This is a genomic window from Acidovorax sp. GW821-FHT10A04, assembly GCF_059415825.1.
Genome location: NZ_JBWKNZ010000013.1, coordinates 109,224 through 127,662, shown reverse-complemented (window position 1 = coordinate 127,662; position 18,439 = coordinate 109,224). Strand labels below are relative to the sequence as shown.

Here is an 18,439-nt window from a genome sequence, read left to right as displayed (position 1 = left end):
TGCAGTATTTAACGGCCAGATGACAGTGATGTGACAGTTTTTGTGACAGAAACCGCGTCGTCATCTCGGCGTGGACGGGCGGGAACCAGGAATTGCTGGAACAACCGGGCGGTATGTGCCCAGGTGAACTCCAGCGCCCGGTTGCGCGCCTCGTGGCGCGGCACGGCCAGCGCGCTCTGGGCGGCGGTCATCAGGTCCGTGTCCAGCACGCCGCCGCGCGCCTGCCCGCCAGCATGGGCGCCCAGCACTTCCATCGGGCCGTCCTCGAAGTAGGCGGCCACGGGCGTGCCGCAGGCCATGGCCTCCAGCATCACCAGGCCGAAGGTCTCCGAGCGGCTGGGAAAGACGAACACGTCGGCCGCCGCGTACACCCCGGCCAGGGTGGCGCGGTCCAGGATCCCGAGCCAGCGCGCCTGCGGGTAGCGGGCCTTGAGCCGCTCTTCGAGCGGGCCCACGCCACAGATCACCTTGCTGCCCGGCATATCCAGCTGCAAAAAGGCCTCGATGTTCTTCTCGTAGGACACCCGCCCCACATAGAGGGCCACCGGATGGGCCAGGGCACCCACCAAGGGGTGCGGCGTGGCCTCGGCCTGGTAGCTGAAGGCCGTGGTGTCGACCCCGTGCGTCCACTGCCGCAGGTTGCGGAAACCCCGCCGTTCGAGCATCTTGAGCACGCCGACCGTGGGCACCATCACGCCCGACGAAGGCCGGTGGAAGTGCCGGAACAGTGCGTACCCCAGTCCCAGCGGGATGTGCGCTGCGGCATTCAGGATCTCGGGAAAGCGGGTGTGGAAGGCCGTGGTGAAGGCCAGCTTCCTGCGCAGGCAGTAGCGGCGCCCGGCCCAGCCGATGGGGCCCTCGGTCGCCAGGTGGATGGCGTCGGGCTGCAGCTCGTCCAGGATGCGCTGGATCTCCCGGCCCGGCCGGACAGCCAGGTCGATCCCCGGGTAGCCCGGGCAGGGGCGCGTCTTGAACAGGCCCGGCTGGATCACATGCACCTGGTGCCCGGCGCTCTCCATGTGGCGCACCAGTTCCACCAGGGTGGTGACCACGCCATTGATCTGGGGGGACCAGGCGTCGGACAACAAGGCGATTTTCATACGGCCATCTCGCTGCTGCGGGTTTGCGTGTTCGTCTGGTGCCCGGGCACGGTGTGCCACTGCACCAGCTCCAGGCGGCCATCCATGTGCTCGACCAGCGCCGTGTGGCTTTCCACCCAGTCGCCATCGTTGCAGTACAGGATGCCGTCGATCTCGCGCATCTCGGCGCGGTGGATGTGGCCGCAGACCACCCCATCGTGGCCGCGGCGGCGCGCCTCGGCAGCCACGGCCACCTCGAAGTCCGTCACGTAGTTCAGCGCCGTCTTCACCTTGCCCTTGAGATAGGCCGACAGCGACCAGTACGGCAGCCCCATGCGCGCGCGCAGCGTGTTCAGGTGCCGGTTGAGCTTGAGCGTGAACTCGTAGAGGTTGTCGCCCACATAGGCGAGCCACTTGGCGCACTGGATCACGCCATCGAAATAGTCGCCGTGGGTCACCCACAGGGTGCGGCCATCGGCCGTGGTGTGCACCGTGTCCTCGGCCACCTCGATGCCGCCGAACGAATGGCCGACGAAGGCCCGGGCGAACTCGTCGTGGTTGCCGGGCACGAACACCACGCGGCAGCCCTTGCGCGCGCGGCGCAGCAGCTTTTGCACCACGTCGTTGTGGGCCTGGGGCCAGAACCAGCGGCGGCGCAGCTGCCAGCCGTCCACGATGTCGCCCACCAAGTACAGGTGGTCGCTCGGGTGGTGCTTGAGGAAGTCGAGCAGGCCCTCGGCCTGACAGCCGGGCGTGCCCAGGTGCAGGTCGGAGATGAACACCGCGCGCAGGTGGCGGTGGCCCGGTGGATGCGCGTCGTCGGCGTCGGCGGCAGAGTCCTGCCCACCTCCCACGTGTGCAGTCCAGTCGCCGAGCGCGTCGAACGCGGCGCGCATCAGGCCCCCAGGAAGTGCTTGCGGTAACGGGGGTGCAGGTCTGCCAGGCGCATCAGCATGGGCAGGTCTGCAGAATTGAAGTCCGGGTCCCAGGCCGGGGCACCCAGCACCCGCGCACCCAGGCGCAGGTAGCCCTTGATCAGGGCCGGCGGCTCCACGAAGGTGGAGCCGTCGAGCTTCTCGACGGGCAGTGGCAGGCGGGGCAGCACGTGGTATTCGATGGGGGCCAGGTGCGTCTGGCGCACCTGGTTCCAGATGCTGGCGGCCGCGTCGCCGCTGATCACGCCGTTGTGCAGCATGGGGATGCTGGCACAGCCGATCATGGTGTCGAGCTGGTTGCGCACCATGAAGTCGGCCAGCGCGCTCCACAGCGCCATGATCACGCCGCCGTGGCGGTGCTCGGGGTGCACGCAGCTGCGGCCCAGTTCCACCATGCGCGGGCGCAGGGTGCGCAGGCGAGTGAGGTCGAATTCGGTGTCGCTGTAGGTGCTGCCCACGCGGCGCGCCTGCGCGGGGGTCAGGACCCGGTAGGTGCCAATCACCTGCCGGCTGGCCGCATCCCGCACCAGCAGGTGCTCGCAATAGTCGTCGAACAGGTCCACATCGTGGCCGGGCACGGGGGTCGTCAATCGAGCGCCCATTTCCCCGGCAAACACGTCGAACCGGAGCTTCTGTGCCTGGCGGACCTCGTCGAGGTGCCGTGCCCACTCCACCTCCACACCGCCACGCACCGGGATGCCGGCCACCGCGGATTCGGTGCGCTGAATTGCGTCCCTGGAGGGGGCGGCGGGGGCCAGCGGCAGGGTGGGGTTGGGCAAATCGCTCATGGATCAACTCCTTCGTACAAGGCGGCCCCATGGCCGCTGGTGCCCCGGATCACCGGGTGGTGTGCTTCAATGCGATGGAGTTTGGAAGCCGCAGGTGACGCCGGCGTGTCCGCAGGATGTCAATGCCGTGACAAGCGGGATGCACCACGCCCACTGCGCCCTGGGGGTGCCGGCACCTGTGCGGAAAGGGGCCCGGTTACCAGGCGGTTACCGCTGTAAGCCTGGACTGCTACACTTTGGTACATTTTTTTTGGGGCATCGCGCCTCTCCCTCCGGGTCCGGCCGCCATGTCCTTGCTGTCCATTGCCCCAGAACGCCTGCCGTCTGGGGACTCTTCCGACGCGTCTTTGGAGCGCACGCTGCGCGAGCAGCAGATGCTGCTCGAGAGCGCGGGCGTGGGCATCGTGTTCATCCGCCAGCGGGTGGTGGTGCGCTGCAACCCGCGCTATGCGGAGATCTTCGGCTACGAGTCGGCGCAGCGTCTGGCGGGCCTGAGCAGCGAGGCCTTCTACCCCGACCGCGACGCCTTCCGCGCCCTGGGGCGCGAGGCCTACCCGGTGCTCGCCAGAGGCCAGGCCTATCGCGTGGAGCGCCAGATGCGCCGGCGCAACGGGCGGCTGTTCTGGGGCAGCCTCACCGGGCGGCTCATCAACCCGCAGGACACGAGCGAAGGCTCGATCTGGATCCTCGACGACATCGACGAGCACAAGCAGGCCCAGGCCCTGCTGAGCGCCGCCGTGCGCGAAAAGCAGGTGCTATTCGACCAGGCCATGGTCGGCATCGTGTTCCTGCGCGACCGGCACCTGACGCGTTGCAACCGCCATTTCGAGCACATGCTGGGCTACGGCCCCGGTGAGCTGGCGGGCAGTCCCTCGCGCCGCTGGTATGCCAGCGACGAGGACTGGGAGGAGGTGGGCCACCGCTGCTACCCCGTGCTCGCCGCCGGCCAGTCCTACGAGGGCGAGGTGGTCATGTGCCGCCGGGACGGCACGCCGCTCACCTGCGAGGTGCGCGCCAAGTTCATCGATCCCGACGACCCGGACCAGGGATCGATCTGGATCACCATGGACATCTCCGAGCGCAAGCAGGCCCAGGCGGCCCTGGCGCGCGTGCATGAACAACTGGAGCAGCAGGTGCAGGACCGCACGCGCGAGCTGCGCGAGACGGTGGACAACCTGCACCGCGAGATCAGCGACCGCAAGGCCGACCAGGACCGCATCTACTGGCTGGCCCACTACGACCCGCTCACCGGACTGCCCAACCGCACCCTGCTGTCCGAGCGCGCCCAGGAGGCCATCCGCGTGGCGCAGGAGGGCAATACGCCGCTGGCGCTGATCTTCCTGGACCTGGACCATTTCAAGCATGTCAACGACTCGCTGGGCCACCGCGTGGGCGACGCCCTGCTGGTGGAGATCGCCAAGCGCCTGCGCGCCGTGGTGCGCGACAAGGACACCGTCTCGCGCCTGGGGGGCGACGAATTCATCCTGCTGCTGCCGGGCGCCAATGCCCACGGGGCCGCGCGCGTGGCCGGCAAGCTGCAGGAGGCCTCGCGCCAGCACTACCAGATCGACCACCACGAGCTGACCATGGCGCCGTCCATGGGGGTGGCCCTGTTCCCGCAGGACGGCGCCGACTTCGACACGCTGACCCAGTCGGCCGACGTGGCCATGTACCGCGCCAAGCTCGACGGGCGCAACACCTTCCGCTTCTTCACGCCCGAGATGCAGGCCCAGTCGGTGCGCGCCCTGCAGGTCGAGAACGCGCTGCGCCGCGCGCTGGAGCGCGGCCAGCTGTACCTGCACTACCAGCCCCAGATCCACCTGGCCACCGGCCAGGTGCACAGCGTGGAGGCCCTGCTGCGCTGGGACCACCCGCAGATGGGCAGCATCTCGCCCACCGAGTTCATCCCCATCGCGGAGGACAGCGGCCAGATCCTGCAGATCGGCGAATGGGTGCTGCGCACCGCCCTCACCCAGCTCAAGGACTGGCACGCCAACGGTTTTCCGGGGCTGACCATGGCGGTCAACCTCTCGGCGATCCAGTTCCGCCAGCCCCAGTTGCCCGAGCTGGTGAGCCGCATCCTGACCATCTTCGAGCTGCCGCCCGACTGCCTGGAGCTGGAGCTGACCGAGGGCGTGGCCGTGGACGATCCGCACTCGGCCGTGGCCACCATGGACAGCCTGCACTCGCGCGGGGTGCGCATGTCCATGGACGACTTCGGCACCGGCTACTCGTCGCTGAGCCAGCTCAAGCGCTTCCAGATCTTCAAGCTCAAGATCGACCAGTCCTTCGTGCGCGACCTGGGCGATGACGGCAACGACCGCGCCATCGTGAGCGCCATCATCCGCATGGCCCAGGCACTGGGCATGCGCACCACCGCCGAGGGCGTGGAAACGCCAGGCCAGTTGGCCTTCCTGCGCGAGCAGGGCTGCGACGAGGCCCAGGGCTACCTGTTCAGCCGGCCGCTGCCGGCCGATGAACTGGAACTTTTTCTGCGCCAGTACCTGCCCGCGTAGTCCCCCCGCGAGGCCTCAAGACAGCGGTTGCACCACCTGCGCCAGCTGCACGCGGTGCTTTCCGGACCGCTTGGCCTGCAGCATGGCCTCGTCCGCCTCGGCCAGCAGTTCCTGCGCGTCGAGCCGCCCCTGCGACAGCGCGACACCGATGCTCATGCCCACGCGCACGGTCGCGCCGGAGGCCGGCAGGTGCACGGGCTGGCAAACCGCCTGCATCAGGCGATCGAGCACGGCACGCCATTCGTCCCCGGCCACGGGCGTGAGGACCAGCACGAACTCGTCTCCCCCGATGCGCGCCGCCGTGTCCGATGCACGGATGCTGCCGGAGATGCGCCGGGCCAGCTCGACCAGGAGCTGGTCACCCGCATCGTGCCCGAACTGGTCGTTCACGGCCTTGAATCCATCCAGGTCGGAGAAGCACACCGCCACCCCGTGGCCGGCCCGCTGCGCCGCCGCCAGGGCCTGGCGCAGGCGGTCCACCAGCAGCAGGCGGTTGGGCAATTGCGTGAGCGCATCGTGGAAGGCTACGTGCGTCATCTGCGCATGCGCCCGCTTGGCCGCCGAGATGTCCACCGCCATCCAGAAGGTCTCGCTGTCGGACAGGCCCACTCCGCTCAGGTCCACCCAGATGGCCTCGCCGCTCCTGTGCTGCAGGCGCACGTCGGTGCGGTAGTTCTGGCCCCGGCCCAGCCGCAGCGCGGCGGCCTCTTCCACGTTGCGGTAGTCCTCTCCGCGCGCATACAGGGCCTGGACCTCGGTCCCCTCGAGTTCGCCGGGCCCATAGCCCAGCATGCGCTCCATGGCGACATTCTTCCAGGTGATGGTGCGGCCGCTGAGTTTGAGCATGCCCACCAGGTCGCTGTTGAGCATGGCCGACTGCTCGTGCAGCAGTGCCTGTACCTGGCGCAGCGCCTCGTGCTGCGCCGTCACATCGACCGCCACGGTGCGGCTCATCAGGAAGTTGCCCTGCCCGTCCTGTCCATCGCGCACAGCCGTGGAGTTGATGCGCACGAAGCGGCGCGCAGCGCCCGGCGGCGCCAGCTCGACCTCGATCTCGGGCGCCCGCTCCTGCAGGGTGAGCATGAGGAAGTGGTCATGGAAGCGCTGGCGGTGCTCGCCCTGCAGCAGCTCGCTGAAGCGGGTATGGGAGTCCAGGGGCGTGCTGCCCAGCCATTGCTGCAGGGTGGCATTGATGTGTACGACACCGCCATCGGCATCGAGTGAAAAATACCCGCAGGGTGCATGGTCGTAGAGGTCTTGCATGCGCGCCGCGGACTCTTCGACACGCTGCAAGAGGCGCTTCCTGTCGGTGATGTCCCGGGCTGAGCCGAAGATCAGCAACCGTCCGTCGATGTCCACCGCATGCCAGTGCAAGTCGACATCGATGACCTCGCCGTCCGCCCGCCGGTGCTGAACCTCCACACGCTGCCGATCACCATCACGCACTTTGGACAGCCAGCCGCGGATGGCCGTTTCGTTCTGGTTGGCATCCCAGCTGGACACATGCCTGCCCTGCAGCGCCTCCCGGGAAGATCGGTGCATCTGCGCGAACGAATCGCTCATCTCGACCAGGTGTCCCTGGCGGTCGATGATGTGGATGCCGTCACCGGCCACGCGCAAAAGGATCTGTGTGCGCCGGCTCTGCGCCTCCAGGGCGCGCAGGGTGCCCAGTTCGCGCAGCCCCAGCCGGTAGACCACGATGGCGGCAGCGCAGCTCAGCAGCCACATGAGCCCCGCCATCAGCGACAGCGTGCGTGCCTCCTGCGCCAGGGGCTGGAAGAAATGCTGGTTGTTGAGCCCTGCAAAGACGATGAACGGCCAGCCCTGCACTTCACGGTAGGCGACCGTCCGCTCCACTCCATCGGTCGCAGAAGCGGCCGTGTAGACGCCGGATGAAGGCTTGATCGCCAGGGTAGCCCGCAGCTCATCGGAGACCTGGGTCGATCCAATCTCGACATGGACCTCGTTCCCGGGCGACATCCATGCCACGAAACGCAGATCCCGCGTCCGGAGCGTGATGGCGTCGCGCTCACCCAGCTCGTAGCCGTGGAACATCTGTGCAAAGTGGTCCACCCGGATGGTCGCGTACAGGACCCCCGCGAACTGACCATTCACGCGCAGGGGGCGTGCGATGACGATCACCCAGTTGCCTGAGACCTGCGAGACCACGGGTCGGGAAACGATGGGATCGCCCGATACGGACTGGCTGGCCTGCTGGAAGAATTCCCGGCCAGCGATGGACGGTACCATCGCCCCTCCCACCTGATTGCCCCACCGCACGGCGCCCTTCTCATCCGCCAGTCGAAAGCCTTCGGCGCCCCGGAGCAGGTGGCGCCGCTCATCGAGCAGGCGCTGGATGTCGTCGCCCGCCACACGCGAGCCAAATCCGCTGCGCAGGAGGTCATCCATCGTCATCCTGAGCACGGCATCGATCAGGCCCAGCTCGGAGCCCACGTTGGCACCGGTGATCGCCACCAGGCTTTCCGCCGTGGTGCGGGCTCGCTCTTCGTGGTTCTGCCGCGAAGAGGACAGCACCCACAGAACCAGGCCACACAGCAGCGCCGCAAGCAGGGCATTGGCGCCCGTCAGCAATGCCCCCAGCCGGCGGCCGGGTTGCTCGGCGCGCAGGGGCATGGGTGGGGAGTTCTCGGCCATGGACCATGCTAGCTCAAGCCGGGGTCCCGAAATACCGGGCCTTCCCCTGTCCCCACCGGATTGCCGCTGCAAGAGGGCGCACGCGCCGTTGATGCACATCAAGGAGCCCAGCGGCCAGCGGTGGTCCACTCATCGCCAGGCCCGGCCTCCCTCGCCGGGCATGCAAGCGCCTTTTTACCGATGGAGAAATCGACAATGACGACCAGGATGATGATGAAGAGTTCCGCCGCCCTGCTGCTGACCGCCCTGCTCGCCGGTCCGGCGCTGGCCGCCACCTGCGACGTGGAGATCGAAGGCAACGATGCCATGCAGTTCAACAAGCAGAGCATCGCCGTGCCTGCCAGCTGCAAGCAGTTCACCGTGAAGCTCAAGCACGTGGGCAAGCTGCCCAAGACGGCCATGGGCCACAACTGGGTGCTGACCAAGGCGGCCGACGCCCAGGGCGTGGCTGCCGATGGCATGGCGGCCGGTGTGGACAAGGCCTACGTCAAGGCCGGGGATACCCGCGTGATCGCGCACACCAAGGTCATCGGCGGGGGCGAGGCCGACGCGGTGGGCTTCGACGTGGCCAGGCTCAAGGCAGGAGAGGCCTACGCCTGGTTCTGCTCCTTCCCGGGCCATTCCAGCCTGATGAAGGGCACGCTGACGCTGGCCAGGTAAGGCCCGCCCAACCCGGGCTCATCCAGCCAACGCGCGACAGGCAGGCGAGAATCGGGGGCAGAACCCGAAGAAAGTCGCCCATGAGCATCGTTGTCTACTGGCTGGAAGCACCCGGCACTCCCGCCATGCAGGTCTTCGACCCGGGCCAGCTGATGCCGGCCCTGCAGTTCTGCGAAGACAAGCGCAAGGCCGGCAAGCGCCATGTGAGCCTTTCCAGCGAACTCAGCGAGAGCGTGGGGCGTGCCGGGGTGAGCACGGTGCAAGCCCGGCTCCTGCCCGATGGTTCGCCCTACGACTGGACCAAGTCCCACCGTGGCGCCGGACCCGAGCCCACAGGCGGCACGGGTTGATGTCCGAAACGGGGGCACCGTCCCTGCCTCTGCGCCCGCCCCTGCTCGACCAGGTGCTGCGCACGGCTGCACGCCGCTACCGGCTGCCTGCAGAGCCTGAGGCAGGACCCCAGGCCGGCCCCACGGCCGCCATGGCCCTGGCCCTCGAACAGGTGCGCCGGGCCCGGGCCGGCGCGCAGCGCCCCGATGCGGCCACGCGGCAGTCGTTCCTGGAGGCCCTGGCCCACCTGATCCGCGAGGCCACGCGCACGGAGGATGGGGACGCGGCCTACCAAGCCACTGTGCTCGCACGCCAGGCCCCGCAGGTGCAGGAATGCATCGACCTGCAGAACCACGCCGAGCAGGACCGCCGGCAGCTGCGCGCGGGCGCCAATGCCGTGGCACACCCCGCCAGGCGCCAGCACTGCGACCCCGGTGCACTGCGCGAGGCCCTGGAGCGCCTGCACGCCCAGGCGGAGTCCGGGCAGTGGGCCGCACTGGGCGATACGCTGCGGCAGTTGCTTGCCATGGCGCAGACCGCCGATGCGCCTGCGCTGCAGCGCAGCCTGGCCCGGCTGCTGGAAGGCCCCGCCCTGGCACGCCTGCAGCGCGCCGGCGCGCTGCAGGACGACCCGCAGGTACAGGCCTACCAGCGCCTGCGCGACCGGCAGGGCCCCCGCCCGGGCACGGCCGAAGCCAGCGCCTATGGCGACATGGCGCAGCAGCGCGGTGCCGCCATGGAAACCCTGGCCGCCCGGGCCCTGGAGGCTCTGGCGCAGCGACTGGACCGGGCCGAGGGCACGCACGGTGCCTGGCGCGTGGTGACCTCGCTGCGGGTGCCGCCCTCCATCCCCGCCAGCGCCGAGCGCGCCAAGAGCGAATGGGATGCCGTGCTGCTGCACCAGGCCCCCGGCACTGCGGGCCAGCCACCGGCCTGGGATGTCTGCCTGCTGCTGGAGGCCAAGGCCTCGGTGGATGCCGTGGCGAGCGATTTTTCGCGCCTGCGGCGCGGCCTGCGCCTGCTTGGCCATGCCGACGCGGGCACGGCGTACACCTTCCTCAGCCGAGAGGGCGAAGTGCGGCTGCGCGGCGCCTCCCTGGGCGCCCTGGACAGGCCGGACACGGATCTGCGGGCCACGGTGCTCTACTGCACCGACGCCCCCGCCCCGCCAACACCCCACCTGCTTGCCGCCGCAAGCCGCATGCAGCTGCTCGGCGCCGCCCAGAGCCTGGCGTTCGCCACCGCACTGGCCGAGGGCCGGCCGGCCGATGTGCAGGACCTGGAGCCCGTCTGGCAGGCCCTGCTGGAATCACCGCAGTGGGAACCCGTGCTGCAGCAGTACCCCACGCTGCGCTGCGTGCGGGAGCTGATGGTGCACGTGGACGACCTGGCGCAGGCCGTGCAAGGCTGAGCGACCTGCCAGTCAGTCGATTGCCTCCCGGTCCGCGCGATCGGGGTGTGCCGCCAGCTCCTCGAGCAGGCGCGGCACCAGCACGTTGCGCGAGGCCGCCTGCCAGACCCCATAGGCCTCGGACTGCCGGCCCGAACCAGCCAGCGGCCGGAACACCGCACCCGGCAGGGCGCAGTGCCGCATCGCATCGGGCACCAGGGCCACGCCCATGCCCTGGGACACCAGGGACACCACGGCCAGCCAATGCCGCACCTGCATGCGCACCTCGGGGTAGAAGCCTGCGTCGGCACAGACCGAGAGGATTCGCGCGTGGTAGTCGGGCGACGCACTGCGCGAGAACAGCACGAACGGCTCGTCCTTGAGCTGGCCCACCGCCACCGCGCGCTTCCTGGCCAGCCGATGACCTGCGGGCAGGCAGGCCACGAAAGGCTCGGACACCAGCAGGCGGCAGTCGAGCTCGGCCGGCACGCGGTGCGTGTGGGCAAAGCCGATGTCCAGCCGGTCGTGAAGCAGCTCGGCCATCTGCTCGGCGGAGTTGAGCTCGGTCAGAGTGACCCGCACGGCCGGGTGCGCGGCCTGGAAGCGCACCAGCGCCTGCGGCAGGCCGCGGTAGAGCATGGAGCCGACGAAGCCGATGCGCAGCCGGCCGGCCGCCCCCTGGGCCACCTGGCGCGCCTCGGTGGCGGCCTCCTGGGCCGCCTGCAGCAGGCTCAGCGCCGAGGCCTGCAGCGCCTGCCCTGCCGGCGTGAGGCGCACGGCCTTGCTGCTGCGCTCGAACAGCTGCGCGCCCACCGAATCCTCTAGCTGGCGGATGGCCACGCTCAGCGGCGGCTGGGAGATGGCCAGGCGCCGGGCGGCCCGTCCGAAGTGCAGTTCCTCGGCCAGGACAACAAAGTACCGAAGATGGCGCAGTTCCATCGCAAACCCTTTACCGATATTCAAATCGGAATGAACAAGACCTAATCAATATTAGACAAGAATTGATCACCGGCCAAGAATCGCGGCAAAGGAGACACGCCATGCCCACCCGTTCTTCGCCATCCGACGCGGTCCACGACCACCCCGTGCCCGACCGCCATGGCGCCAGCCTCTACGACAGCGACACCGAACTGCACCGGCTGCTGGCGCTCTACCTGCCGGCCGACCTGCTGGCGCACATGCGCCCGCATTTCGAGCGGCTGGGCGCGCTGGCCGGTGGCGTGCTGGACGAACTGGCCGGCACCGCCGACAGGAACCCGCCCACCCTGTCGCTGCGCACCCGCACGGGCATCGACCTGCAGACGGTCCACAAGCACCCGGCCTACGTGGAGATGGAGCGGCTGGCCTTCAGCGAGTTCGGCCTGGCCGCGATGTCGCACCGCGAGGAGACGCTGGGGTGGAAGGGGCGCATGCCGCCGCTGGTCAAGTACGTGCTCACCTACCTCTTCGTGCAGGCCGAGTTCGGCCTGTGCTGCCCGGTGTCGATGACCGACTCGCTGGCGCGCACCCTGAAGAAATTCGGCAGCCCCGAGCTGGTCGCGCGCTTCCTGCCGCGCCTGCAGCACCTGGACTTCGACCGCGTGGCCCAGGGCGCCATGTTCATGACGGAGCAAGCCGCCGGCTCGGACATCGCGGCAACGCAGACGCGCGCCTGGCTCGATGGGCAGGGCCAATGGCGCCTCACCGGCGACAAGTGGTTCTGCTCCAACCCCGATGCCGATTTCGCGATGGTGCTGGCGCGCTGCGATGGCGGCAGCCCGGGCCTGAAGGGGGTCTCGCTGTTCCTGCTGCCCCGCCTGCTCGATGGCGGGGTGCCCAACCACTACCGCATCCTGCGGCTCAAGGACAAGCTGGGCACGCGCTCCATGGCCAGTGGCGAGATCCGGCTCGAAGGGGCGCTGGCCTACCTGGTCGGCGAGCAGGGCCGGGGTTTCGTGCAGATGGCCGACATGGTGAACAACTCGCGCCTGTCCAACGGCGTGCGCGCAGCCGGCCTGATGCGCCGCGCCGTGGCCGAGGCCGAGCACATCGCCCGCGAGCGCCGGGCCTTCGGCAAACCCCTGCAGGACATGCCGCTGATGCAGCGCCAGTTGCACAAGCTGGTGCTGCCCGCCGAGCAGGCCCGCAGCATGGTGTTCCAGACCGCCCAGGCGCTGACACGCTCCGACGCGGGCGAGGCCGCTGCCTATCCCCTGCTGCGCATCCTGACGCCGCTCATCAAGTTCCGCGCCTGCCGCGATGCGCGCAAGGTGACCGGCGATGCCATGGAGGTGCGCGGCGGCTGCGGCTACATCGAGGAGTGGAGCGATCCCCGCCTGGTGCGCGACGCGCACCTGGGCTCGATCTGGGAGGGCACCAGCAACATCGTGGCCCTGGACGTGGTCCGCGCGGTGAAGCGTGAGGGCTCGCTGCCCGTGCTGCAGGCCCATTGCGAGGCGCTGCTAGACGACGCTGCCATCGCGCCGGGCTTTGCGGCCGCGCTGCGCGGTGCGCTCGCCCGCGCGGCAGCGCTGGCCCTGCTCGCGGCCGACGAGGGCGGCGATGTGCTCGCGCGCCAGGCCGCCTCGGCGCTCTACCACGTCACCAGCGCCATCGCCATGGCCTGGGAGGGCGCACGCGGTGGTTCCGCGCAGCGCATCGAATGGGCGCAGCTGGTGCTGCTGCACCGCGTGCTGCCGCGCGACCCGCTGGCCCCGGCGCACCTGCCGCTGGAATGGACCGGCGGCGCCGCGAACGCCGTGCCGGCCTGATCGACCGCTTTCCCACGACAACACGGAGACACACCGATGCGACTTCTCACCACCCTCGTGCTCGCCAGCGCCGCTGCACTGCCGCTGATGCCGCTGGCGCACGCCGACACCTTCCCGGACCGTCCCATCACGCTGGTGATCCCCTTCCCGCCTGGCGGCCCCACCGATGCCATGGCACGCACGCTCGCGGCCGAGATGAAGGACCGGCTGGGCCAGCCGATGGTGGTGGAAAACCGCGCCGGAGCGGGTGGCAACATCGGCGCGGAGTACGTGGCACGCGCGGCGGCCGATGGCCAGACCCTGCTGTTCGGCACCTCGGGCCCGCTGGCCATCAACGCCAGCCTCTACCGCAAGATCGGCTACGACCCGGTGAAGAGCTTTGCCCCGGTGATCCAGGTCGGCCACCTGCCCAACATCCTGGTGGTGAACCCCGCGGTGCCCGCCAGGACCGTGAAGGAGCTGATCGCCTACGCCAAGGCCTCGCCGGGCAAACTGAGCTATGCCTCGTCGGGCAACGGGGCCTCGTCGCACCTGGCGGGCGTGCTGTTCAATGCCTCGGCCGGCGTGGACCTGCAGCACATCCCCTACAAGGGCACGGGCCCGGCGCTGACCGACCTGCTCGGCGGGCAGGTGACCATGAGCTTCACCGACGTGCTCACCGCGCAGCCCTACGTCAAGAGCGGCAAGCTGCGGGCCCTGGGGGTCACCACGGCAGAACGCTCGCAGGCGCTGCCCGAGGTGCCGACCGTCGCCGAGCAGGGCGTCCCGGGCTACGACGTGAGTGTCTTCTTCGGCATCGTGGCGCCTGCAGGCACGCCGCCCGAGCGCATCGCCAAGCTCAACAAGGCCTTCATCGAGGTGCTGAACACCGCCAAGGTCAAGCAACTGCTCGCCTCCCAGGGACTGGAGCCCGCCCCCTCGCCCAGGCCTGAGCAACTGGGCCGGTTCATCGAGGCGCAAATGGCCAAATGGGCCGGCGTCGTCAAGCAGTCCGGCGCACAACTCGACTGAGGCCCCCATGACTCCCTCCGATTCCCTTCCCCGCGGCGCGCTGGCCGGCGTGCGCGTGCTGGACATCTCGCGCATCCTCGGCGGCCCCTACTGCGGCCAGATCCTGGGCGACCACGGCGCCGACGTGCTCAAGGTGGAGCCCCCGCAGGGCGATGACACCCGGACCTGGGGCCCGCCCTTCAAGGACGGCGTCGCCTCGTACTACCACGGGCTCAACCGCAACAAGCGCTGCATGCACCTGGACCTGGGCAGTCCCGAGGGCCGCGAGGCGCTGCTGGCGCTGGTGGCCGAGGCCGATGTGCTGATCGAGAACTTCAAGTCCGGCACGATGGAGCGCTGGGGCATCGGCTACGAAACGCTTTCAGAGCGTTTCCCGCGCCTGGTGTGGTGCCGCGTCACGGGCTTCGGGTCCGATGGTCCGCTCGGCGCCCTGCCCGGCTACGACGCGGCGGTGCAGGCCCTGGCGGGCATCATGAGCATCAATGGCGAAGCGCAAGGAGGACCGCTGCGCGTGGGCCTGCCCGTGGTGGACATGGTGACCGGCCTGAACGCCGTCATCGGCGTGCTGCTGGCGCTGCAGGAGCGGCAGCGCAGTGGCCGCGGGCAGTTCGTCGAAGCCGCGCTGTACGACAGCGGCCTGTCGCTGCTGCACCCGCATGCGGCCAACTGGTTCCTGGACGGCAACACGCCCCGGCGCACGGGCAATGCGCACCCCAACATTTACCCCTACGACACCCTGGCCACCCGAACGCAGCCGCTGTTCGTCGCCGTGGGCAACGACCGCCAGTTCGCCAGCCTGTGCCGCTGCATCGGTGTGCCGGCACTGGCGGACGACCCCCGCTATGCCCGGGCCGGCGACCGTTCGGTGAACCGCGTGGCGCTGAAGGCCGTGCTGGAAGACGCGATGAAGGATTTCGACGGCAGTGCGCTGGTGGACACGCTGATGGCCGCAGGCGTGCCCGCCGCGCCGGTGCTGTCCGTCGATGCGGCGCTGGCGCACCCGCACACCGCGCACCGGCAGATGGTGGTGGACCTGCCGGGCGGCTACCGCGGCATCGGGGCGCCGGTGAAGCTCAGCCGCACGCCGGCCACTTATCGCCATGCCCCGCTGACGCCAGGCACGAGCTTCGAGGGCTGATCGCCCCCGGGGTTCTCAGCGGATCGGGAAGGCGTACATCAGCCCGTTCTTGTTCCACTGGTTGTTCAGGCCGCGCTGCAGGCCCAGCGCGGACTTGGGGCCCACGTTGCGCTCGAAGATCTCGCCGTAGTTGCCCGTGGTCTTGACCGCGCGGGCCAGCCAGTCGCGGTCCAGGCCCAGCAGCTTGCCGGTGTCTTCGGTGGTGCCCAGCAGGCGCTGCACCACGGGGTCGGTGCTGCCGGTCTTCTGGCGGTCCACCGAGGCCTGGGTCACGCCGTACTCCTCGGCCTCGATGAGGCCGTAGACCACCCACTTGACGATGGCGAACCATTCGTCGTCGCCGCGGCGCACCATGGGGCCGAGCGGCTCCTTGGAGATCAGCTCGGGCAGCACGGCATGTTCGGCAGGGTTCTTGGCCTCCTTGTTGCGCACCGAGGCCAGGCCCGAGGCGTCGGTGGTGTAGCCCACGCAGCGCCCGGCAAAGTACGCCGCGGTGGCGGCCTCGACCTTCTCGAACACGGCGGGCTTGATGCCCAGGTCGTGGGTCTTCGAATAGTCGACGAGGTTCTTCTCGGTGGTGGTGCCCGACTGCACGCACACCGTCTGGCCCTTGAGCTGCTTCATGCTCTTGATGTTGCTCTTCTTGAGCACCATCACGCCCTGCCCGTCGTAGTAGGTCACGGCGGTCTGGTGCAGGCCCATGGACGCATCGCGGGTGAGCGAAAAGGTGGTGTTGCGCGAGAGCACGTCGATCTCGCCCGACTGCAGCGCCGTGAAGCGCTGCGAGGTGCTCAGCGGCACGAACTTGACCTTTTCGCCATCGCCCAGCACCGCCGCCGCCACCGCGCGGCAGATGTCCACGTCGAGGCCCGACCAGCGGCCGCCGGTGTCGGCGACCGAAAAGCCGGCCAGCGCCGTGTTGACACCGCAGACCACCAGGCCCCGGGCCTTGATGCTGTCCAGCGTCTTGCCGGCATGGGCCGACCAGGGGGCTGCGGCACAGGTGGCGGCAAGGAGCAGGCGGGCGACTGCGGCGCCCAGGGGGGAATGGGTCATGAAAGGCGTGCTCCTTGGAAAATGCAGTCGCGGTGCCTTGTGTGCACCGCCGGCCGCCACCTTGTGGGTGCGAGATTCTGGACGATACCGGCTGTGCACCTGCATCGGGATTTACGAGGATGGAAGCAGCCCACAGGCTACACGGATCGCGCCGCCGTGGCCGCAAGCAAACAGCTGCTTACAAAGACCGGGCCGTGCCGGCCCGGTGGAGCTCAGGCCAGTTTCTTCTGCAGAAACTGCGCCTGGCCCATGGCCGGGTCGAGTGCATACGGCGCAAAGCCCTCGCGCAGGTACAGCGCCATGGCACTGGTGTTGCCCGAAAGCACCTCCAGCGTGAGCTTGCAGGCCCCGCGCTCACGCGCCATGGACTCGACGAGCGCCAGCATGCGCTGGGCGATGCGCTGGCCGCGCCAGCCCGGGGCCACCACCACGTCGTGCACGTTGACCAGGGGCTGGCAGGCAAAGGTGGAAAAGCCCTCGAAGCAGTTGACGAGACCCACGGGCACGGGCGCCGTGTCCGCGCCCTGCTGCGCCCAGGCGATCACGCTGAAGGCCTGGGGGCGCTGCTGCAGTGCAGCGGGCAGGCCCTGCAGCACCTGCCCGGCCAGCGGCTGGCCGCCACCGGCAGGATCCCGGGCATAGCCGTCGAGCAACTGCACCAGGGCCCGGGCATCGCCGGGGTGGGCATAGTCCACGCGGCGCACCTCGATCGCTACGTCGGCCATGGCATCAACCGGCACGCGCGGCATCGACCAGGCGCTGGGCGCTGCGGCTGGCCAGTTGGGCTTCGCGCGCCTCGACCATCACGCGCAGCAGGGGCTCGGTGCCGCTGGCACGGATCAGCACGCGGCCGGTGGTGCCCAGCTCCTGCTTCACGGCCTCTGTCTCGCGGGCCAGCAGCTGGTTGGACTTCCAGTCCTGCCCTGGCGCCAGCCGCACGTTGAGCAGTACCTGGGGGTACAGGGTGACGTCGCTGAGCAGATCGGGCAGCTTTTTGCCGCTGCGCACACAGGCCTGCAGCACCTGCAGGGCGCTGACCAGTCCATCGCCCGTGGTGTGGCGGTCCAGCGCCAGCAGGTGGCCCGAGCCCTCGCCGCCCAGCGTCCAGCCGTGGCGTGCCAGCTCTTCGAGCACGTAGCGGTCGCCCACCTTGGCGCGCACGAACTGCACGCCGCGCTGCTGCAGCGCCACCTCCACCGCCATGTTGGTCATGAGGGTGCCGACCACGCCGGGCACTTCCTCGCCGCGGCCCAGGCGGTCGGCCGCCATCAGGTACAGCAGCTCGTCGCCGTTGTACAGGCGGCCCGAGGCATCCACCATCTGCAGGCGGTCGGCGTCGCCGTCCAGTGCAATGCCGTAGTCGGCGCGGTTGGCGCGCACCGAGCGCACCAGCGCCTCGGGGTGGGTGGCCCCCACCTCGTGGTTGATGTTCAGGCCGTCGGGCGCGCAGCCGATGGACAGCACCTCGGCGCCCAGTTCATGGAACACCTTGGGTGCCACCTGGTAGGCGGCGCCATGGGCACCGTCCACCACGATCTTCAGGCCCTTGAGCGTGAGGTCCTGCGGGAAGGTGCTCTTGCAGAACTCGATGTAGCGGCCCGCGGCGTCGTCGAGCCGGCGCGCCTTGCCCAGGCTGGCCGAGTCGGCCCACACCGGGGCCTCTGCCAGGGCGGCCTCTACCGCCAGTTCCCAGGCGTCGGGCAGCTTGGTGCCCTGGGCGCTGAAGAACTTGATGCCGTTGTCGGGGAAGGCGTTGTGGCTGGCGCTGATCACCACGCCCAGGCTGGCGCGCTGCGCGCGCGTGAGGTAGGCCACGCCCGGCGTGGGCAACGGGCCGAGCAGCACCACGTCCACCCCGGCGGAGTTGAAACCGGACTCCAGCGCGCTTTCGAGCATGTAGCCCGAGATGCGCGTGTCCTTGCCGATCAGGACGGTGGGGCGCTCTTCGGTGCGGCGCAGCACGCGCCCCACGGCATGGGCCAAGCGCAGCACGAAGTCGGGGGTGATGGGGGCCTGGCCCACGGTACCGCGGATGCCGTCGGTGCCGAAATACTGGCGTGTCATGGGTGGAATCTCCTCGGGTTCTATCGTTTTTTTGGTTTGCCATGCGCCTGCCATCGGCGCACGGCCT

The 18,439-nt window shown here is 69.4% G+C and carries 15 protein-coding genes; 7 read left to right on the top strand and 8 right to left on the bottom strand.

Translation table 11 applies throughout. The annotated features are described in order from the left end of the window. Positions 1–8: 8 nt before the first annotated feature. The 3 genes from AC07PF_RS24555 to AC07PF_RS24545 are packed head-to-tail and all read right to left on the bottom strand — an operon-like array spanning position 9 to position 2,802. Positions 9–1,100, bottom strand: a complete 1,092-nt coding sequence (locus tag AC07PF_RS24555) for a glycosyltransferase family 4 protein (protein ID WP_007847687.1) — start codon at positions 1,098–1,100, stop codon at positions 9–11. Beyond that, positions 1,097–1,975 (bottom strand): UDP-2,3-diacylglucosamine diphosphatase, encoded by an 879-nt coding sequence (locus AC07PF_RS24550; protein WP_494613598.1) that lies wholly within the window; start codon positions 1,973–1,975, stop codon positions 1,097–1,099. Before AC07PF_RS24550 ends, AC07PF_RS24555 begins: the two co-directional genes overlap by 4 nt. Beyond that, on the bottom strand, positions 1,975–2,802 hold the full coding sequence (locus tag AC07PF_RS24545; protein ID WP_494613597.1) for a GNAT family N-acetyltransferase: 828 nt from the start codon (positions 2,800–2,802) through the stop codon (positions 1,975–1,977). Before AC07PF_RS24545 ends, AC07PF_RS24550 begins: the two co-directional genes overlap by 1 nt. Before the next feature lie 287 nt (positions 2,803–3,089). On the opposite strand from AC07PF_RS24545, the gene AC07PF_RS24540 reads away from it, so the two are divergent. Then, a complete protein-coding gene (locus AC07PF_RS24540) occupies positions 3,090–5,318 on the top strand; it encodes an EAL domain-containing protein (protein ID WP_007847694.1) in 2,229 nt (742 codons plus the stop codon). A 15-nt stretch (positions 5,319–5,333) separates the two neighbouring features. Here AC07PF_RS24540 and AC07PF_RS24535 read toward each other — a convergent pair whose 3' ends face one another. Next, positions 5,334–7,973, bottom strand: coding sequence for a diguanylate cyclase domain-containing protein (locus AC07PF_RS24535; RefSeq protein WP_494613596.1), 2,640 nt, complete (start codon positions 7,971–7,973; stop codon positions 5,334–5,336). Between the two features lie 195 nt (positions 7,974–8,168). Here AC07PF_RS24535 and azu point away from each other — a divergent pair, with 195 nt between their 5' ends. From azu to AC07PF_RS24520, 3 genes are all read left to right on the top strand, one after another. Continuing rightward, complete coding sequence (gene azu / locus AC07PF_RS24530; RefSeq protein ID WP_494606173.1) at positions 8,169–8,633, top strand: azurin; 465 nt, start codon at positions 8,169–8,171, stop codon at positions 8,631–8,633. An 80-nt stretch (positions 8,634–8,713) separates the two neighbouring features. Next, positions 8,714–8,983: a hypothetical protein gene (locus AC07PF_RS24525; protein ID WP_494606175.1), complete on the top strand. Its 270-nt coding sequence runs from the start codon at positions 8,714–8,716 to the stop codon at positions 8,981–8,983. After that, positions 8,983–10,374 (top strand): 3-deoxy-D-arabino-heptulosonate 7-phosphate synthase, encoded by a 1,392-nt coding sequence (locus AC07PF_RS24520; RefSeq protein ID WP_494613595.1) that lies wholly within the window; start codon positions 8,983–8,985, stop codon positions 10,372–10,374. The genes AC07PF_RS24525 and AC07PF_RS24520 overlap by 1 nt, the downstream gene beginning before the upstream one ends. Before the next feature lie 12 nt (positions 10,375–10,386). Here the strand turns inward: AC07PF_RS24520 and AC07PF_RS24515 are convergent, their stop codons facing one another. Next, on the bottom strand, positions 10,387–11,292 hold the full coding sequence (locus AC07PF_RS24515) for a LysR family transcriptional regulator (protein ID WP_494613594.1): 906 nt from the start codon (positions 11,290–11,292) through the stop codon (positions 10,387–10,389). A gap of 101 nt (positions 11,293–11,393) precedes the next feature. On the opposite strand from AC07PF_RS24515, the gene AC07PF_RS24510 reads away from it, so the two are divergent. The 3 genes from AC07PF_RS24510 to AC07PF_RS24500 are packed head-to-tail and all read left to right on the top strand — an operon-like array spanning position 11,394 to position 15,252. Beyond that, the gene (locus tag AC07PF_RS24510; RefSeq protein WP_494613593.1) at positions 11,394–13,103 is read left to right on the top strand and encodes an acyl-CoA dehydrogenase family protein; all 1,710 of its coding nucleotides are present in this window, start codon (positions 11,394–11,396) and stop codon (positions 13,101–13,103) included. 36 nt (positions 13,104–13,139) lie between these two features. Continuing rightward, entirely contained in the window at positions 13,140–14,114 is a 975-nt protein-coding gene (locus AC07PF_RS24505; protein WP_494613592.1) for a Bug family tripartite tricarboxylate transporter substrate binding protein, read from the top strand. Between the two features lie 7 nt (positions 14,115–14,121). Continuing rightward, positions 14,122–15,252 carry a CaiB/BaiF CoA transferase family protein gene (locus AC07PF_RS24500; protein ID WP_494613591.1) on the top strand — a complete coding sequence of 377 codons (1,131 nt, stop codon included), beginning with the start codon at positions 14,122–14,124 and terminating at the stop codon, positions 15,250–15,252. 15 nt (positions 15,253–15,267) lie between these two features. Here the strand turns inward: AC07PF_RS24500 and AC07PF_RS24495 are convergent, their stop codons facing one another. The 3 genes from AC07PF_RS24495 to glmM all read right to left on the bottom strand — a co-directional run bounded on the left by AC07PF_RS24495 (position 15,268) and on the right by glmM (position 18,372). Then, positions 15,268–16,308 carry an amino acid ABC transporter substrate-binding protein gene (locus AC07PF_RS24495; protein WP_494613590.1) on the bottom strand — a complete coding sequence of 347 codons (1,041 nt, stop codon included), beginning with the start codon at positions 16,306–16,308 and terminating at the stop codon, positions 15,268–15,270. 212 nt (positions 16,309–16,520) lie between these two features. Beyond that, positions 16,521–17,033, bottom strand: coding sequence for a GNAT family N-acetyltransferase (locus AC07PF_RS24490; RefSeq protein WP_494613589.1), 513 nt, complete (start codon positions 17,031–17,033; stop codon positions 16,521–16,523). A gap of 4 nt (positions 17,034–17,037) precedes the next feature. After that, the gene (gene glmM, locus AC07PF_RS24485) at positions 17,038–18,372 is read right to left on the bottom strand and encodes a phosphoglucosamine mutase (RefSeq protein ID WP_145698032.1); all 1,335 of its coding nucleotides are present in this window, start codon (positions 18,370–18,372) and stop codon (positions 17,038–17,040) included. Positions 18,373–18,439: the final 67 nt, after the last annotated feature.

Bases quoted from the DNA above. Each gene is read 5' to 3' on its own strand.
- AC07PF_RS24525 (WP_494606175.1), top strand. From the start codon at position 8,714: ATGAGCATCGTTGTCTACTGGCTGGAAGCACCCGGCACTCCCGCCATG.
- AC07PF_RS24540 (WP_007847694.1), top strand. From the start codon at position 3,090: ATGTCCTTGCTGTCCATTGCCCCAGAACGCCTGCCGTCTGGGGACTCT.
- AC07PF_RS24535 (WP_494613596.1), bottom strand. From the start codon at position 7,973: ATGGCCGAGAACTCCCCACCCATGCCCCTGCGCGCCGAGCAACCCGGC.
- AC07PF_RS24555 (WP_007847687.1), bottom strand. From the start codon at position 1,100: ATGAAAATCGCCTTGTTGTCCGACGCCTGGTCCCCCCAGATCAATGGC.
- AC07PF_RS24495 (WP_494613590.1), bottom strand. From the start codon at position 16,308: ATGACCCATTCCCCCCTGGGCGCCGCAGTCGCCCGCCTGCTCCTTGCC.
- AC07PF_RS24520 (WP_494613595.1), top strand. From the start codon at position 8,983: ATGTCCGAAACGGGGGCACCGTCCCTGCCTCTGCGCCCGCCCCTGCTC.
- AC07PF_RS24545 (WP_494613597.1), bottom strand. From the start codon at position 2,802: ATGAGCGATTTGCCCAACCCCACCCTGCCGCTGGCCCCCGCCGCCCCC.
- azu (WP_494606173.1), top strand. From the start codon at position 8,169: ATGACGACCAGGATGATGATGAAGAGTTCCGCCGCCCTGCTGCTGACC.
- AC07PF_RS24515 (WP_494613594.1), bottom strand. From the start codon at position 11,292: ATGGAACTGCGCCATCTTCGGTACTTTGTTGTCCTGGCCGAGGAACTG.
- AC07PF_RS24505 (WP_494613592.1), top strand. From the start codon at position 13,140: ATGCGACTTCTCACCACCCTCGTGCTCGCCAGCGCCGCTGCACTGCCG.
- AC07PF_RS24510 (WP_494613593.1), top strand. From the start codon at position 11,394: ATGCCCACCCGTTCTTCGCCATCCGACGCGGTCCACGACCACCCCGTG.
- AC07PF_RS24550 (WP_494613598.1), bottom strand. From the start codon at position 1,975: ATGCGCGCCGCGTTCGACGCGCTCGGCGACTGGACTGCACACGTGGGA.
- glmM (WP_145698032.1), bottom strand. From the start codon at position 18,372: ATGACACGCCAGTATTTCGGCACCGACGGCATCCGCGGTACCGTGGGC.
- AC07PF_RS24500 (WP_494613591.1), top strand. From the start codon at position 14,122: ATGACTCCCTCCGATTCCCTTCCCCGCGGCGCGCTGGCCGGCGTGCGC.
- AC07PF_RS24490 (WP_494613589.1), bottom strand. From the start codon at position 17,033: ATGGCCGACGTAGCGATCGAGGTGCGCCGCGTGGACTATGCCCACCCC.